Source organism: Streptococcus sp. HMSC076H09 (genome assembly GCF_001811765.1).
GTDB classification, from domain to species: Bacteria; Bacillota; Bacilli; order Lactobacillales; family Streptococcaceae; genus Streptococcus; species Streptococcus agalactiae.
On record NZ_KV806614.1, the window covers coordinates 328,490 to 345,263 of the forward strand.

The window sequence follows — 16,774 nt, forward strand, 5'->3', positions numbered from 1 at the left end:
AAAGGAGAAAGCTATGTCATCACCACTTAAGCAAGAGCAAACTCACGAAAGCAAAACAGAGCAAGCTCAACCAAAATTTCAAGTATTTCAAGAATTTGATCACAGTGCTAAGTTGCGTGAGCTAGTCTTTTTTGCTCGTATCGCTCTCTTCAGTATAACCACTGTGCTAATCTCTTTCTTATTACTAGCACTAAGTTTAACACCTGTCTGGAGTTTCTTACTAGCGATGCTGGCAAGTCTAGCAGTTACATCTGCAGTCTCTTCATTCATTTGGTCACTCAGACAATAAAAATCTCATAAAAAAGAAGCTACTATAAGTAGCTTCTTTTTTATTTTTCTTTATCTTCTGTGTTTTCTTTATAATCAATGACAATATCTTCTACTTTTGTTTCAGGAGCCTTATTTTCTTTTTTAGCAGTATCCTCATCTGAGAATTTTGATTTAGCTTGATTGACAAAATCATTAGCAAAGTCAACTACTTCTCCGCTTTTTTCCTTAACGGCTGAGACGATATCCTCTGTTGTCAATTCACCTGATTCAAATTTACCTTTATAATCTTTAAAAGTATCAACAGCTAAATTTGAATATTCACTTGCTTTATCTTTAGCTATTTGATGATATTCTTCTGGATTTTCTTTATATTCTCCATAGAACTTTTCTGCATTTTTCCTTAGCTCTTTTCCTTTTTTTGTTGTTAAAAAATAAGCTGCTGCTGCACCTGATGCAGCACTGATAACTAAAGTTTTAAATAATTTACTCATTTTTTGTCTCCTTTTTTACGAAAAATTTTTGAAGCCGCTTTTCCAATAGCTAAAGCTGACCCTGCCTTAGTAACACTTGAGGTTGCACTACTTGCCTTTTGTCCAATGTGTCTTGCCTGTAGGTTTAAATCAGATACAGATTCTGATAAGTCAGCAATAGCTACAAAAAGAGGATCAATAGTAGATACTTTACCATTAACATCATCAACTAAAACATTAGCTTTGGCTAAAATTTCATTAGTTTGGTAAAGAGTCACGTTAACATCGCTTGTTAATACTTTAATAGTTTGCTTGGTTTCCTCAATCGTTTCTGATACTTTTTTCAGAACGAAAAGTATTCCTAAAACTAAAACAACAAACGCAATGGCAATAATTAATACAGCAATTTCTATCATAATACCTCCTCTGTTTAATAATATGAAATATGTTGTTCACGACGACGATAAATAATCATGACAATTCCGATAATAACTAAAATAACTGATAACCATTGTGACACGCGCAAACCCGCCAAATAAAGGCTATCTGTCCTCATCCCTTCAATAATGAACCGTCCACATCCATACCAAACTAAATAAAAACATGCCACTTCACCTTGTTTTAAAGTGCGCGGTCGATGACGAATAGACATGATGATGACAAAACCTAGGAGGTTCCAAAGAGACTCATATAAAAATGTAGGTACTCGGTAAGCTCCATCAATATACATTTGATTTTTTATAAAGTTGGGTAAGTAATTCAGATTTTTTACTGCCCTACCGTATGCTTCTTGATTAATAAAATTCCCCCATCTACCTATGGCTTGGGCAATCATCACTCCTGGAGCAGCAATATCCAGAAAATCAATGGGATTAATCAAGCGACGATATGAAAAAATCACAAGGAGAATGGCTCCGGTAATTAACCCTCCGTAAATAGCAATACCACCGTTCCAAATGGCGATAATCTCTACTGGGTGCTTAGAGTAATAAGCCCATTCGAAGATAACATAATAAATACGAGCTCCAACAATGGATAGTGGAAAAGCCATGAGAATGAAATCTAGAATATCATCCGACTTAATGTTCTTACGAGGGGCCTCTTTCATTGCTAAGTAAACTGCTAACAACATACCAGACACTATGCAAATAGCATACCAGCGAATAGAAAAGGGGCCTAATTGTATTGCTACTGGATTAATCATCATTGACCTCGTTCTGACTAATCAAATGTGTTAAACGATCCTCAAAAGTCTGGGTAGCATCAAACCCCATTTGTTTAGCTCTGTGATTCATAGCCGCTGCTTCAATAACTACTGACACGTTTCGGCCTGTTTTAACAGGAATACGTATCCGAGGAACCTTAACTCCAGATAATTCAATCTCTTCATTGCCATTTCCGAGTCTATCAAAAACTTTTCCAGTTTCAAAGTTTTCAAGGTATATAGCTAATTGCACTTGCGATGAATCTTTAACCGCACTAGCTCCATATAGGCTCATAATATCAATGATTCCCACACCTCTAATTTCAAGTAAATGACGTAATATCTCAGCAGGCTCTCCCCAAAGCGTCTCTTCGTCTTTAGCATAAACATCAACACGATCATCTGCTACCAAACGATGTCCTCGCTTAACTAGCTCTAGTCCTGTCTCACTCTTACCAATACCGGAATCTCCTTGAATCAGAACACCCATACCATAGATATCCATCAAGACACCATGAACACTTGTCCTCTCAGCTAAGCAAGAATCTAAATACCAAGAAACTTCACCTGATAAACGACTTGTAGGGGCCTTACTTTGAAGAATAGCAATACCGGTATCTTTAGCCGCCTCATACATCTCTTCTGGAATTTCTAAATCACGTGCTACAACAATAGCTGGTGTTTCTTTTTGGAACATCTCACGTAACACTTGATAACGATTATGTCCTGTCATAGCCATTAAATATGACCACTCTTTCATACCAACAAGTTGCAAACGCTCTGGTGCATAATAATCAAAATACCCTGTCATTTCTAGACCAGGACGTGAAATGTCAGCTGTTGTAATCCGCTTAGATAATAGATGTTCATCACCATAGATGACATTTAACTTTAAGCGGTCAACTAACATTTGAACAGTAACTGCCATACTTACTCCTTCTTATAAAAGTGAATATCCCTATTGCTATACCCTACAATTTAAAGTTGAGCAAAGGTACTAAACACTTTCATTAATTTACACCCACATTATATCATACTTTTTACTAAAAGTAAGCGCTAACGCGTTTTTCTGAAAAAAAGAAGATATTTTGAAAAAATGGTCTAAATAAAGCTAAGAAAAAAGGAGATTCGTCTAGCAAATCTCCTTTATATGAATTACCAGAACCAACCGTCATCATCAACAGGTTCAGCATCTTTACGTCTTCTGGGACCTTGTCTTCTTGTTTCAATAATATCTTCTTTATAGGGTAAGAAAACAGCTAATAAAATATATAGCAAAAGACCAAATTTGGTAAAATACAAAATCAGTGCAATCAACACCCGTGAAAGAGCTAAATCCCAGTTATACTTATCAGCTAGACCGGCGACAACACCGCAGACCAACTTACCTTTTCGTTGTTTGTAGAAGCTTGATTTCATACCTATCCTTCTTTCTATCTACTCTATATTTTAATTATAACTACTTTGACAGTAAAATTAAATAGGCCTTACGACTGATTTTAAAAACTCTCTATCAAGCGACCATGACAATAACCACAAGCAAACTTGCGTAAATTAACACGTCTCCTACGTCGGTATACTTGACCACAAGATTGGCAAGAGTAATGATGATAATTCACTTTAACAGCCGTAACTCTAGGGGTATATCGTAAGCCATCGACTTTTTCTAGTAACTCTTTAAAAGCTTTATCCCTATGTTGATATCCTTTACCTTGTATATAGAGATGATAATGGCAAAGCTCATGTCTTACAATCTTACGAAAAATATCAATACCAAACTCACGATAAATTTTGGGATTAAAGTCAAGGTGTCTATCGTTTGGAAAGAAGCGTCCTCCAGTTGTTCTCAAGCGATTATTCCAATGTGCAGTATGTAAAAACTGACATCCAAAATCTTCTATAGACACCTTCTTAACATAATTAGTCAAGTCCGTCTGGCTTGATAAGACTAAGTCCAATTCTGCTACGCTCCGCATCTACCTCTACAACCCAAACAGTTACAATATCACCAACAGAGAGATATTTGCTTGGATGTGGTAAAGGAGGCATTTTTCTAGTTTTTTTATCGCGTTTTCGCTTAATAAGGCGAGACTGGTGGATTAAACCATCTTCATGAACACCAATATCAACAAAAGCACCAAAATCAACGACGTTTCGAACAGTTCCTTGCAATTCCTGTCCAACTTTTAAATCACTGACATCTAAAACATCATGTCTCAAAACAGGCGCTTCAAAATCATCACGTAAATCACGACCTGGTTTCAAAAGATCTTCTATAATGTCTTTCAATGTTTCTTGACCTACCCCAATACTTTCTGCTGTTGCAATTAAGTCAAGGTTTTGTAACTTCTCTTTAGCAAAATCATCTAATTCTTTGATAGTCAGTTGGTCAAGCAACTTTTTAACAGCTTCATAAGACTCAGGGTGAACACCTGTATTATCCAAGAAATTTTTAGCATTAGGAATACGTAAGAATCCAGCAGCTTGCTCAAAAGCTTTTGCTCCTAATCTGGGTACTTTCTTAATTTCAGCACGTGACTTAATTTGCCCATTCTCTTCACGATATTTAACAATATTTTCAGATATTGTTTTATTTAAACCTGAAACGTGAGCTAACAAGGCTGGACTTGCTGTATTAACATTAACACCTACTTGGTTAACTACAGTTTCAACAACAAAATCAAGATTTTCTGCTAATTTTTTTTGACTAACATCATGTTGATATTGACCCACACCAATAGATTTTGGATCAATTTTGACTAGTTCTGCTAATGGGTCTTGCAGACGTCTTGCAATTGAGATGGCCGAACGTTTTTCAACCGTTAAGTCTGGAAATTCATGACGTGCCAATTCTGAGGCTGAATAAACAGAGGCACCACTTTCGTTAACAATCACATAGGATACGTCTGGAAAATCTTGTAAAACTTCTGCAACAAATGCTTCCGATTCACGACTCGCTGTTCCATTCCCTATAGCAATAATTTCTATATTGAATTCTTTGATAAGTTTTGCTAACTCTATTTTTGATTGTTCGATTTTTGCTTGATTAGCTGGAGGAACTGGATAAATCACTTGTGTTGTCATTAATTTTCCAGTTTGGTCTACTACTGCTAATTTTGCTCCTGTACGAAAGGCAGGGTCAAAACCTAACACCATTTTCCCCTTAAGCGGTGAGACTAACAATAAGTTACGAAGATTCTCTGAAAACAGTGAAATTGCACCATCTTCTGCTCCTTCACTTAGTTCTGTACGGATACGGCGTTCCATAGCTGGAACGATTTTTTTCTTGACAGTCTGTACAATAAGGTCATCTATATATTGGCTAGTTTCTTTAAATCGAACAGCAAAAAAGCGAAACATTTTTTCAAGGTTATGCTCAAAATTAACCTTAAGAACACCCATTTTCTCACCACGATTCAATGCTAAAACTTGATAGCCATGGAGTTTACTTATTTTTTCAGAAAAGTCATAGTAGATTTTGAAGACCTGTTTTTCATCAAGTGACTCATCTTTAACAACTGCAGTGATTGAGCTGTAGTTCCAAATCTCATTATATGTCCATGAACGTAATTTATTATCCTCAGAAAAAGCTTCGATAAGAATATCTACTGCTCCAGAAAGTGCCTTCGTAGTTGTCTCAAAACCATCTGTAAGATAGTTTTGAGCTTCTTCCTCAAGGTTATCCTTATTTTGTAAAATAAGACGTGCTAAAGGAAAAAGACCTGCTTCACGTGCAATCGTAGCTTTCGTACGACGTTTTTCTTTATAAGGTAGGTAGAGTTCCTCAACATCTGCTAGTTTAGTTGCTTCTTCAATAGCCTTTTTGAGTTCTTGAGTCAACTTTCCTTGTTCTTCAATTTTGGCTAAGACCGTAGTTTTACGATCTGAAAGAGCTGTCATACTCTTATCAAGGTCAATAATTGATTTGATTTGAACTTCATCCAAATTACCTGTCATTTCTTTACGATAACGGGCAATAAAAGGAATAGTATTTCCTTCATCTGTTAATTCTAAAACCTTTTCGATTTGTGACGCTTTAATACCTAAATCAATAGCAATTTGTGTAATATTTAAATTTTCCATAACGCTTTTATTATAGCATATTTTTGACTTACGAAGAGTTTTAAAAAGCGATTTCAAGATAGCGTTTTTATAATCTAACAATAAAAAACAGACCAGGTCTGCTTTAATTCTTTTCAAAATATTTTCGAACAATTGGTGCTACTTCCTCACCATAAAGTTTGATGGCATTTAGGACGTCTTTGTGAGGCATAGAGCCAACTGGTAGATGTAACATAAAACGGTCTAACTCAAGCGCTTCAACAAGTCCTATAATTTTATGTGCAACCACTTCAGGACTTCCTACAAAAATAGCACCTTCTGGACCTACTGAACGTAAATACTGCTCTTTAGTCATTTCAGACCAATGAGGGCGTCCCTTAGCAATATTATCGACGGTCTGTTTCGTAGGGAAAAAATAACGGTCAATAGCGGTTTGATTATCCTCTTCAATCCATCCCCAAGAGTGAGCGGCAACTTTTAGTTGTTCTGGTTTGTGTCCATTACGACTACCAACTTCTTTATAAATATGGACCAATTGACGAAAGGCTTTGGGATTCCCACCAATAGTTGCATAAACAATTGGCAAACCTTGTTCTGCAATACGAATTGTAGAATCAACATTTCCTCCTGTTGCCACCCATATTGGTAACTGTCTTTGTAATGCTCTTGGATAAATTGGTCGCTCATTAACTGTTTGTGTCAAATGACCTTTCCAATCGAGATTTGTCGCTGAGTTAATTGCTAACAACATATCCATTTTTTCATTAAATAAATCATCATAATCCGCTAAATCGTATCCAAACAATGGAAAAGACTCAATAAAGGAACCACGCCCTGCCATAATTTCTGCTCTACCATTTGAAAGTGCGTCAATCGTTGAAAATTGCTGGTAGACGCGAATAGGATCATTGGAAGAGAGAATCGTTACTGCACTAGATAAACGGATATTATTAGTTCTAACCGCTCCTGCTGCTAGGACAATTTCGGGTGCAGAGACCGCAAAATCTTCACGATGGTGCTCTCCAATACCATAGACATCTAAACCAACTTGATCAGCTAGTTCAATCTCAGCAACTAATTGGCGAATCCTCTCAGGATGTGAATAGCTTTGGTTTGTTTCTTCAAGGATTGTTGTCTCTCCGAATGTTGTAATACCTAATTCAATCATAATCTTACCTCATCAATCTACTAATAATATTTTATCACTATATAGTATTATTTCCAATCGATTTGTTTTTTTATGTTAAAAATAAGCTAATATAGTATAATAGGTTATTATATAAAGAAAGAGGTGCCATTAATGGCTATTACGCACAAACGTCAAGATGACTTAGAAAGTATGTTCGCTAGTTTTGCTAAAGTACCAAAACCTAAAAAAGTTGATTCTGATTCAAAACCTGAACAGAAAGATGATTCTCAGAAAGATTAAGTTCTATGGATATCTTTAATCAATTACCGGATAGTGTCCTTCAATGGTTTGCCATTTTCATTTCCATTATTATTGAGGCACTTCCTTTTGTTTTGCTTGGAACTATTTTATCAGGAATTATTGAAGTCTTTATAACACCTGATATAGTCAATAAGTTCTTACCGAAAAATAAATTTCTCAGAGTCTTATTTGGAACCTTCGTTGGCTTTGTCTTTCCTTCTTGCGAATGTGGTATCATTCCTATTATTAATCGATTCCTTGAAAAGCAAGTGCCTTCATACACGGCAGTTCCGTTTCTTGCTACTGCTCCTATTATTAATCCTATTGTTTTATTTGCAACCTACTCAGCATTTGGAAATTCTATACGCTTCCTGATATTACGCTTTGTAGGTGCTACCATTGTAGCCATTGCTTTAGGAGTCATGCTTGCCTTTTTAGTAGATGATAATATTCTAAAAGAAGACGCTAAACCTACTCATTTTCATGATTATTCTGATAAGAAGTGGTATCAAAAAATCTTTCTAGCCTTAGCTCATGCCATCGATGAATTTTTTGACACAGGACGCTATCTAGTATTTGGTACTTTAATTGCTTCAGCTATGCAAATTTATTTACCAACTCGAGTTCTTACTACTATCGGACACAGCCCTATCACAGCCATCTTAGTTATGATGTTGCTTGCTTTCATTTTGTCATTGTGTAGTGAAGCTGACGCTTTTATAGGTGCTTCTTTATTATCAACCTTTGGAATCGCGCCAGTAATGGCTTTCCTTTTAATTGGACCCATGATTGATATTAAGAATTTAATGATGATGGTAAATTCTTTTAAAACAAGGTTTATTGTCCAATTCATTAGTGTATCTTCTATTATTATTATCATCTATTGTCTATTTGTGGGGGTAATATAATGATTCGATTTCTTATTCTTGCTGGTTATTTTGAATTAAGCATGTATTTAAAATTATCAGGTAAACTAAATCAGTATATTAATACTCATTATACCTATTTGGCCTATATTTCAATGGTCCTATCTTTTATTTTAGCAATTGTACAGCTAATTATTTGGGTTAAAAATATGAAAATGCATAGTCACCTACATGGTAAAATAGCTAAATCAACAAGCCCAATGATTTTAGTATTTCCCGTTTTAGTAGGTTTGTTAGTACCTACAGTTAGTTTAGACTCAACCACAGTCTCTGCCAAGGGATATAATTTCCCTCTAGCAGCCGGCTCTACTGGTACTGTAAGTCAAGATGGGACACGCGTTCAATATTTGAAACCAGATACCAGCACTTATTTTACTTCTTCAGCCTATGAAAAAGAAATGCAAAAAGAGCTTAAAAAATATAAAGGCTCTGGTACATTAACCATCACAACTGAAAACTACATGGAAGTTATGGAACTAATTTATCTCTATCCCGAGCAATTCATGGATCGCCAAATACAATATACTGGGTTTGTTTATAACGAACCCAAACACGAAGGATATCAATTTATTTTCCGCTTTGGAATCATTCATTGTATTGCCGATTCAGGAGTTTATGGTCTACTAACAACTGGAAATCAAAAAAGTTATCCGGACAATACTTGGGTAACTGTTAGAGGTACAATTAAATCCGAGTATAATCAATTGTTACAACAAAACTTACCAGTCTTACACATTGAAGAGTCTCGTCAAGTTTCTAAACCTAATAATCCTTATGTTTATCGTGTCTTTTAATATAAAAAGAACTTTCTAAATGAAAGTTCTTTTTTCTTATAAAATTCCTTCCAGAAGGCCACGCATGAAATCTTCTGAATTAAATTCACCAATATCATCGATTTTTTCGCCGAAACCAATGAATTTAACAGGAATATCTAGTTCTTGACGAATAGCCAGTACCACACCACCCTTAGCAGTACCATCAATTTTAGTCAGAATAAGGCCAGTTAATGGTGTAATTTTCGAGAACTCTTTAGCTTGACTTAAAGCATTTTGTCCTGTAGATGCATCTAAAGCAAGCAAAGTTTCATGGGGAGCATCTGGTACGACACGCTTAATAATACGTCCAATTTTTTCCAACTCTGCCATAAGGTTTTCTTTATTTTGCAAACGTCCTGCTGTATCAATTAACAAGACATCAACGCCTTGAGCAATGGCTTTTTCCATGCCATCAAAGACAACGCTAGCCGGATCTGCTTTTTCTTCTCCAGTGACAACTGGTACATCAACACGGCGTCCCCATTCTACTAGTTGAGCCACAGCACCTGCACGGAAAGTATCAGCTGCTACTAACATAACTTTTTTCCCTTGAGACTTGTATTGATGAGCTAACTTACCTATAGATGTCGTTTTTCCAACACCATTAACACCTACAAAAAGCATTACGGTTAAACCTTCTTGGAAATTGATAGCCTCATTATAAATACCATCTTTTTCGTAGATTTCAACTAATTTTTCAACGATAACACGTTTTAAATCCTCTGATTTCTTGGCATTCTCTAATTTTGCTTCATAACGAAGATCTTCAGTTAACTGTGTTGCAACATTTACCCCAACGTCAGATAAGATTAACATTTCTTCTAATTCTTCAAAGAACTCTTCGTCAACACGACGGAAGTTAGAAAGGAAAGCATTAAGGCGTGCACTAAAACCTGTGCGTGTTTTTTTCAGGCTACGATTATATTTTTCCTCTTGACTCTCAGCTTTTATAGTGTCTGCCTGTGATTGCGATAAAACTTCCTGTGCCTCAGAAAGTTTTGACTCATCTGTTGACAGCGAATTAGACGAGATTTCTTTCTCAATTGCTTTACGTTTAGCATAGTAATCTGCTAAAAAAGCATCAGCCGCAGATGTATCCTCTGACTCTGTTTGTACCTCAGTTTTTCCACTAGACATCTCTTCTTGAAAGGGAGTTTCTGAAAACTGCTCTGAAGCCTGACTATTACTTGATTGCTCCTTATCACTAAAAGATGCCTCAGATTTAGCAGAAACATTGTCAGAAAGAGTCGTGGAATCAGGAACTACATTTCCTACCTCAGAAGTATCTGCTACCTTTGTCTTAGCCCTATCTTCTAGTTCTAAAAAACTATCGTCTTCTTTTACAGGAATTTCATCGGTATCTTCTGACTCTAAAGGATGAATTTCAGAGGTAACTGGTTGATGTGATTCTGACAATGCTGTATCTCTTTCTAATTCTAAGAAAGAATCATCTTCTGCAACAGGGACTTCAGAGGTTCGATTCAAAGTTGACTCCTTCGAAAAGTTGCTGCCCTCCTCTTTATCAATAACTGAATCTTCATCTTCTAAAACAACAGATTCTGATGCTTCAATTTCTGGTTCTTTATCTTTTTTCTTATGTCCAAATAGGCGGTCAAATAATCCCATTAATTTTCCTCACTTAAAATATATTTCCCAACTGCTTCGGCAACTCCAGACTCATCGTTATTACAAATAGTTGTCGCTTTTGCTATTGCCTTAGCTTCTGGAATACCATTAGCCATTGCAACTCCTAAGCCTGCCCACTCTAACATTGATAAATCATTTGCTTCATCTCCCATTGCCATAACTTGACTACTATCTAACCCAAGGTGTTTTGTCAGTAGTTCTAAGCCGACTGCTTTATGAACACCTTTAGGCATCAATTCTAAAATGATATCACGTGATTTAAACATTTCATAGTCAACTTTAAGTCTATCAGGAAGTTTAGCAATTTGTTGATCAAGATATGTAGCATCAATAACACTAACAATTTTATTATAAACTACATCCTTTGGCACTTGCTCTAAATCATCAACTTCTATAAATTCTAAGAGCGGGTTGGCTAAATGATATTGAGAATGGTGTCCCTTGTTAGCAATACTATATACCATTCCCTCACTTAAGATATCTGTTGGCAAACCCACTTGATACAACTCCTCATGGATATCTTCCACTTCTTGTCGTGTCATTGCAGTTTTAGCTAAGATTTTCCCTGTATTTTGTTGAACTAAACCACCGTTAAAAGTAATGCTGTAATCTTCATCAGATACTAACTCTAGGTCCTCTAACAAATTACCAATTGCTTTTAAAGGACGCCCTGTTGTAATAACAACTTTTATACCTTTTTCTCTAGCTGCTTTTAAGGCCACTTTATTTTCTTCTGAAACTTTTTTATCTGTTGTAAATAAAGTGCCATCTAAATCTAAAGCAAGTATTTTAATATCCGACATTAATCCACCATACTTTCTAAATAAGCCATTACAGCTTGATCATTGTGATGACCTATAATACAATCTGCTATCTCTTTAACTTCTGGTCTAGCATTTTCTGTTGCAATAGCTTTGCCTGACCACTCTAGCATTTCTAAATCATTAATATTGTCACCAAAAGATAAGACTTCTTCTGCTCTAATACCGTATTGTTCACAGAGGTGCTCTAAACCATTTCGTTTATTAACTGAGCTTAAAATAATATCAATGGATTTAAAGCCTGTTGTCACTGCTGTGGCATACGGTATAACTTGATTTACCCACTCCTCAGCTTGTCTAACAGTCTCTTCAGTAAAGTTAGCCGTTACTTTGAAAATAATATCATCAACATCTTCAAAGTGAGAAACTTTTTGCAAATTATCATAATAATGAGTGATGAATTCAATATAACCTGGATTGGCATCACTTAGAATATATGCACCATCCTTTCCAGATAAGACATATTCATTATTCTCCATATAAGGGCTCTTACTCAAATGGTCAATAATATCTAAGTATTGTTCTCGACTCAAGTGCTGTTCATATGCCAAGCGATCAAATAAGACTGCTGCACTTCCGTTTTCTGCTATAAAAGCCATCTGATCACGAAAGTCAGCAAATAATTGTTCAAGTGATAATAAGGAACGCCCACTTGCTGCCGTAAAGACAATTCCTTGTTCTTTAAATTTTTTTAGCACGTTTGCTAAACGTTTTTTATCATAGGTACCGTTTTCATCTAAGAATGTACCATCCATATCGGTTGCTACTAATTTTATCATGGAATCTCCTAACTAAAGGGTTTACATTTACTATTGTAACATAAAATAAGGCTGAAAATCCAAAAAACAGAAGGGATCCCCTTCTGTTTTCTAATTGGTCATTTCTTGAGCTTCTTTTAATTTTACAGAAACAATTTTGGAAACGCCTGATTCCTGCATCGTTACCCCATAGATACTATCAGCAGCAGACATAGTTCCTTTTCGGTGAGTAACAACGATAAATTGACTTGATTTATCAAATCGATTAAGATAATCGCCAAATCGCTTAACATTTGCTTCATCTAAAGCGGCCTCAACTTCATCCAAGATGACAAATGAAATTGTCTTAACACGGATAATGGCAAATAATAATGCTAACGCTGATAATGCTTTTTCACCACCTGACATCAAGTTTAAAGACTGGATTTTTTTACCAGGAGGTTGAACCGAAATATCAACCCCAGCTGATAATAAATCACCTTCTGTCAGAATAAGGTCCGCAGAACCTCCACCAAACATCTGTACAAAGGTTTCTTTGAAACTATGACGAATGGCTTCAAATGTCGATTTAAAACGAGTCTTAACTTCATCATCCATATCTGTAATCGTCTCTAGTAATAAATTTTTGGCATGAACTAAGTCGTCTCGCTGTGTGTTAAGGAAGGTCAATCGTTCATGAACTTCTTCAAATTGAGCAATTGCATCAATATTAACAGGTCCTAAAGCTTTAATTTTAGCTTGTAGAGATTTCAATTGTTCACGCGCCATCAAAATATCTTCCAAGACATTTGCTTTTACCTTCGCTTCATCCAATGTCATCTGATAGTCTTCTGATAATTGACGTGAGAATACCATCAATTGTTGAGATAATTGTTCACATTGTGACTCTAATTGAGCTTGCTGACGAATAAGGCTTTCATTTTTTTGTCCCTCTTTAGCCAGAGAAGCAGCTAAATCATCTAAAGCAGCTTCACAATCCTCCAATTCAAAACGGAGACTCACAAGCTTTTCTTCATCATTTTCTCTTCTCTTATTTGCTTGTAGCAACTGTTTTTCTATACGTGGAAGCTCTTCTTTGTCTAATTGACTGTCCTGATGGCTTAGTAATGTTTGTAAATTACTAATGTCACGTTTTATTTCAGACAAGGTAATCTCTAGACGTGTACAGTTGGCACGTTCAAATTTCTGCTCGTTTAGCAAATCACGTTCTTCTAGCTGTGCCTCTGACAATAATGTTGTTAGATTATTGACTTTTTCTTGAATTGAATCTTTATCTTCCTTAATTTGAGCAATTGAAGTTGTCAACTCCTCTTTTTTAATAGCAAATTGTTCAAGTTCTTTTTCTAAACGATTTTTTTCATTTTGAGAAGTAGTTTGTTCCGACACCCCGTTGCTTAATTGTAAGCCATTATATAGTTTATTTAAATCAGCAAGCTTTTCTGATAGTTGTTGATACTCTATATCAGCTCTTTGTTCCTCAAGACGAGCTTGTTCTCCATCATTCTTAAGTTGTGCTAAGGTTTCTTGTTTCTCTTTGAGTTGCTCTAACAATGCGGCAACTTCTTTTTCTTGAATTAATTGTTTACTTTGTGCCTGTTTTAATTCTTTTTTTAGATTATCCAATTCAGGCTTGATAAAAACAGTATTATTTTGACGATTTGCTCCCCCTGAGTACGACCCTCCAGGGCGTAATTCTGTTCCATCTAAGGTTACTAAACGTACTTGATAATTCAATTGTCTTGCAGCTACATTAGCATTATCAACCGTATCAAAAATAGCAGTTAACCCTAAGTTATTTTTAAAAATGTTTGACAAGCGTTGATCATAGGTTACCAATTCACTAGCTATTCCTAAAAACCCTTGAGAACTTTGTAATTTTGAGAGATAATGTTGTGCTAATTCTCTTGGTTTTATTGTAGTTAAAGGCAGAAATGTCGCTCTACCTTGGCGGTTTTTCTTTAAAAAAGCAATTGAACGTTTGGCAGCACTCTCGTCTTCAACAATGATGTGTTGGCTGCTACCTCCCAAAGCTATCTCCAATGCTATTTGGTAATGTTTGTCAAAGCTAAGATGCTCACTAACAGCACCTATGATACCTCCAAGCTGGTCCTTAGCCTGTAGAACTGACTTCACTCCAGCATAGAAATTACTATGATTTTTCAAAATAGATTCTAAACTCGAAATACGTGCTTGCTTTGATTTGATTTCATCTAAATGATCAAATAAAATTGACTGCTGATTCTTATACTCACCTTCTAGATTTTGCAAGGTTTGACCTAAATCTTGGTAGTGAGATAATAACCGACGAACATTCTTCTTTGCAGCCTCAAATCGTTCCAACGCTACCTTTGCGTTACTTTTTAATACTTCTAAATTTTTGCTAACTTCTTGTATTTCTTGAGATTTAGCTTGAGAAGCTTGTTTTTGATTCTCTATATCAGCTAGTAAAGCTGTTAAAGCGTTTGAAGTGTCGGCTTCTTCTTGCATCAAGGTAACAAAGTCTTCTCGAAGTTTTTCAATAATCTGATCCGGATTAGTTGAAAAACGCTCCAAGGAACTTTCTGTACTAACAATTTCTGATCTTATTTGGGCTATTTTTTCCGACAGAGTAGTTAACTCTATATTTTTTTGGGTAATCTGGTCACTACAATCTTTAGCTTTAATTTCTAACTCTGCTAAACGTTGACCTGCCTCTTCTTTTTTTTCAGCCTTTTGGTTTGACTCTAAACGAATCAGATCAATTTGGCGTTCCAAATCTGACTTTAACTTTGTAACGTCTAAAAGAGCTAACTGTTTAGCCTCAATTTCTTCAGATAAATGGTGACGTTTCTGTTTTAACGATTGATTTTCATCTTCAAGGGACTGACGTTGTTGGTAATAAGTTGCTAACTCTTCTCTTACTGTCAATAGCTTTTCCTCAACAGTAGTTAAATCTGATTGATGTTGTAAAATATCTTCAATCAAGATAGATAAGTGGAGTCCTTGTCGTTCCTCATCTAATACTAAAAAACGCTTGGCAATACTTGCTTGTTTTTCTAATGGTTGGACTTGCATATCCAATTCATAAATAATATCCTCTAAGCGATCTAAGTTCCCTTGAGTTTGTTCTAATTTGGATTGTGTTTCCTTCTTACGTGTTTTGTACTTCAGAACACCAGCGGCTTCTTCAAATATGGCACGGCGCTCTTCTGGTTTACTATTAAAAATAGCTTCAACGCGTCCTTGGGAAATAATAGAAAAAGAATCTCTTCCTAATCCAGTATCCATAAATAAATCATGAATATCACGTAAGCGAACTTTGCGTCCATCTATTAAATATTCACTATCTCCGTTTCGAAAAATACGACGTTCAACTCGAACTTCGTCAGCTATATTTTCGATAAAGTGGTCGCTATTATCTAAAGTAACACTCACTTGCGCATAATTAAGGGGCTTACGATTTTCTGTACCAGCAAATATGACGTCTGGCATCTTACCTCCTCGTAAACTTTTTGCGCTTGATTCTCCCAATGCCCAACGTAAACTCTCTGTGATATTACTTTTACCTGATCCATTTGGACCTACAACAGCAGTAACTCCTTGATCAAATTCTACCTTAGTTTTATCCGCAAAGGACTTAAAGCCTTGCATTTCAATTTCTTTTAAAAACATGATTTCCTCATTGTAACGTTGCTAAAGCATTTTTGGCAGCGTCTTGTTCAGCAGCTTTCTTTGATCGTCCAATTCCTTGGCTCAAATTTTCTTGGTTGACAGATACAGTCACCTCAAATTCCTTTGCATGTGCTGGACCACTTTCATTAGTAACTTGATAATCTATTTTTACATCCCCATGAGATTGAAGTAATTCTTGCAAGCTTGTCTTGTAATCTTTAACACGCTCATAGGTCCCTTTTTCAACGTGAGGGATCATTACCTTGTTAACAAAGGCATGAACCACTTCAACACCTTTATCCAATAATAAAGCTCCTAAAAAAGCCTCAAATAAATCTCCTAAAATAGTGTCACGATTACGTCCACCAGATTTTTCTTCTCCTTTTCCAAGTTTAATATAGTGATCAAAGCCACATAGACGTGAAAAACCTGCAAGACTTTCCTCACGAACAATCATTGAACGTAATTTTGATAAATCACCTTCTGCCTTTTGAGGGTACTTTGTAAAAAGATACTGTGAAATAAGTAATTGTAGAACAGCGTCTCCTAAAAATTCCAAACGTTCATTATGTGAAATGTTTAGGAGGCGATGCTCATTTGCGTATGATGTATGGGTAAAAGCTGTATCTAATAATTCTTGATTAGCAAAAACAATACCATAGTCTTTTTCCAGCTTTGATCTTAATTCTTTCATTTTTTCTCCTTGATTTCAATCATAGAT

17 protein-coding genes are annotated in these 16,774 nt (G+C 35.7%); 4 read left to right on the plus strand and 13 right to left on the minus strand.

Going from position 1 to position 16,774, the window contains the following annotated elements; all coding sequences use genetic code 11:
* Positions 1-13 precede the first annotated feature (13 nt).
* Positions 14-289, plus strand: a complete 276-nt coding sequence (locus tag HMPREF2818_RS08600) for a DUF3270 domain-containing protein (protein ID WP_000097985.1) — start codon at positions 14-16, stop codon at positions 287-289.
* A gap of 40 nt (positions 290-329) precedes the next feature.
* Here the strand turns inward: HMPREF2818_RS08600 and HMPREF2818_RS08605 are convergent, their stop codons facing one another.
* The 8 genes from HMPREF2818_RS08605 to HMPREF2818_RS08640 all read right to left on the minus strand — a co-directional run bounded on the left by HMPREF2818_RS08605 (position 330) and on the right by HMPREF2818_RS08640 (position 7,174).
* Positions 330-761, minus strand: coding sequence for a YtxH domain-containing protein (locus tag HMPREF2818_RS08605; protein WP_000039972.1), 432 nt, complete (start codon positions 759-761; stop codon positions 330-332).
* Positions 758-1,156 carry a DUF948 domain-containing protein gene (locus HMPREF2818_RS08610; protein WP_000569599.1) on the minus strand — a complete coding sequence of 133 codons (399 nt, stop codon included), beginning with the start codon at positions 1,154-1,156 and terminating at the stop codon, positions 758-760. Before HMPREF2818_RS08610 ends, HMPREF2818_RS08605 begins: the two co-directional genes overlap by 4 nt.
* Before the next feature lie 14 nt (positions 1,157-1,170).
* Positions 1,171-1,944: a prolipoprotein diacylglyceryl transferase gene (gene lgt / locus HMPREF2818_RS08615; protein WP_000609728.1), complete on the minus strand. Its 774-nt coding sequence runs from the start codon at positions 1,942-1,944 to the stop codon at positions 1,171-1,173.
* A complete protein-coding gene (gene hprK / locus HMPREF2818_RS08620) occupies positions 1,937-2,872 on the minus strand; it encodes an HPr(Ser) kinase/phosphatase (RefSeq protein WP_000301753.1) in 936 nt (311 codons plus the stop codon). Before hprK ends, lgt begins: the two co-directional genes overlap by 8 nt.
* A gap of 227 nt (positions 2,873-3,099) precedes the next feature.
* A complete protein-coding gene (locus tag HMPREF2818_RS08625) occupies positions 3,100-3,363 on the minus strand; it encodes a PspC domain-containing protein (RefSeq protein ID WP_000842478.1) in 264 nt (87 codons plus the stop codon).
* Positions 3,364-3,443: 80 nt separating this feature from the next.
* Positions 3,444-3,902: a SprT family protein gene (locus HMPREF2818_RS08630; RefSeq protein ID WP_000366646.1), complete on the minus strand. Its 459-nt coding sequence runs from the start codon at positions 3,900-3,902 to the stop codon at positions 3,444-3,446.
* Entirely contained in the window at positions 3,865-6,027 is a 2,163-nt protein-coding gene (locus tag HMPREF2818_RS08635) for a Tex family protein (RefSeq protein ID WP_025194076.1), read from the minus strand. The genes HMPREF2818_RS08630 and HMPREF2818_RS08635 overlap by 38 nt, the downstream gene beginning before the upstream one ends.
* 103 nt (positions 6,028-6,130) lie before the next feature.
* Positions 6,131-7,174, minus strand: coding sequence for an LLM class flavin-dependent oxidoreductase (locus tag HMPREF2818_RS08640; RefSeq protein WP_000571058.1), 1,044 nt, complete (start codon positions 7,172-7,174; stop codon positions 6,131-6,133).
* A gap of 132 nt (positions 7,175-7,306) precedes the next feature.
* Here HMPREF2818_RS08640 and HMPREF2818_RS08645 point away from each other — a divergent pair, with 132 nt between their 5' ends.
* Genes HMPREF2818_RS08645 through HMPREF2818_RS08655 form a run of 3 tightly spaced genes read left to right on the plus strand, consistent with a single transcriptional unit; the run spans position 7,307 to position 9,155 of the window.
* Positions 7,307-7,435: an SPJ_0845 family protein gene (locus HMPREF2818_RS08645; RefSeq protein ID WP_001018624.1), complete on the plus strand. Its 129-nt coding sequence runs from the start codon at positions 7,307-7,309 to the stop codon at positions 7,433-7,435.
* Between the two features lie 5 nt (positions 7,436-7,440).
* Complete coding sequence (locus HMPREF2818_RS08650) at positions 7,441-8,343, plus strand: permease (protein WP_000350893.1); 903 nt, start codon at positions 7,441-7,443, stop codon at positions 8,341-8,343.
* Entirely contained in the window at positions 8,343-9,155 is an 813-nt protein-coding gene (locus tag HMPREF2818_RS08655) for a TIGR03943 family putative permease subunit (RefSeq protein ID WP_000617815.1), read from the plus strand. The genes HMPREF2818_RS08650 and HMPREF2818_RS08655 overlap by 1 nt, the downstream gene beginning before the upstream one ends.
* A 36-nt stretch (positions 9,156-9,191) precedes the next feature.
* Here HMPREF2818_RS08655 and ftsY read toward each other — a convergent pair whose 3' ends face one another.
* The 5 genes from ftsY to rnc form a co-directional block, all read right to left on the minus strand.
* Complete coding sequence (gene ftsY / locus HMPREF2818_RS08660; RefSeq protein WP_000522271.1) at positions 9,192-10,802, minus strand: signal recognition particle-docking protein FtsY; 1,611 nt, start codon at positions 10,800-10,802, stop codon at positions 9,192-9,194.
* Positions 10,802-11,626 (minus strand): Cof-type HAD-IIB family hydrolase, encoded by an 825-nt coding sequence (locus HMPREF2818_RS08665; protein ID WP_001280059.1) that lies wholly within the window; start codon positions 11,624-11,626, stop codon positions 10,802-10,804. The genes ftsY and HMPREF2818_RS08665 overlap by 1 nt, the downstream gene beginning before the upstream one ends.
* Positions 11,626-12,423 (minus strand): Cof-type HAD-IIB family hydrolase, encoded by a 798-nt coding sequence (locus HMPREF2818_RS08670; protein ID WP_000594099.1) that lies wholly within the window; start codon positions 12,421-12,423, stop codon positions 11,626-11,628. Before HMPREF2818_RS08670 ends, HMPREF2818_RS08665 begins: the two co-directional genes overlap by 1 nt.
* A 90-nt stretch (positions 12,424-12,513) precedes the next feature.
* Positions 12,514-16,053, minus strand: a complete 3,540-nt coding sequence (smc, locus tag HMPREF2818_RS08675) for a chromosome segregation protein SMC (protein WP_000478775.1) — start codon at positions 16,051-16,053, stop codon at positions 12,514-12,516.
* Between the two features lie 7 nt (positions 16,054-16,060).
* Positions 16,061-16,747 (minus strand): ribonuclease III, encoded by a 687-nt coding sequence (gene rnc / locus HMPREF2818_RS08680; protein ID WP_000661526.1) that lies wholly within the window; start codon positions 16,745-16,747, stop codon positions 16,061-16,063.
* Positions 16,748-16,774: the final 27 nt, after the last annotated feature.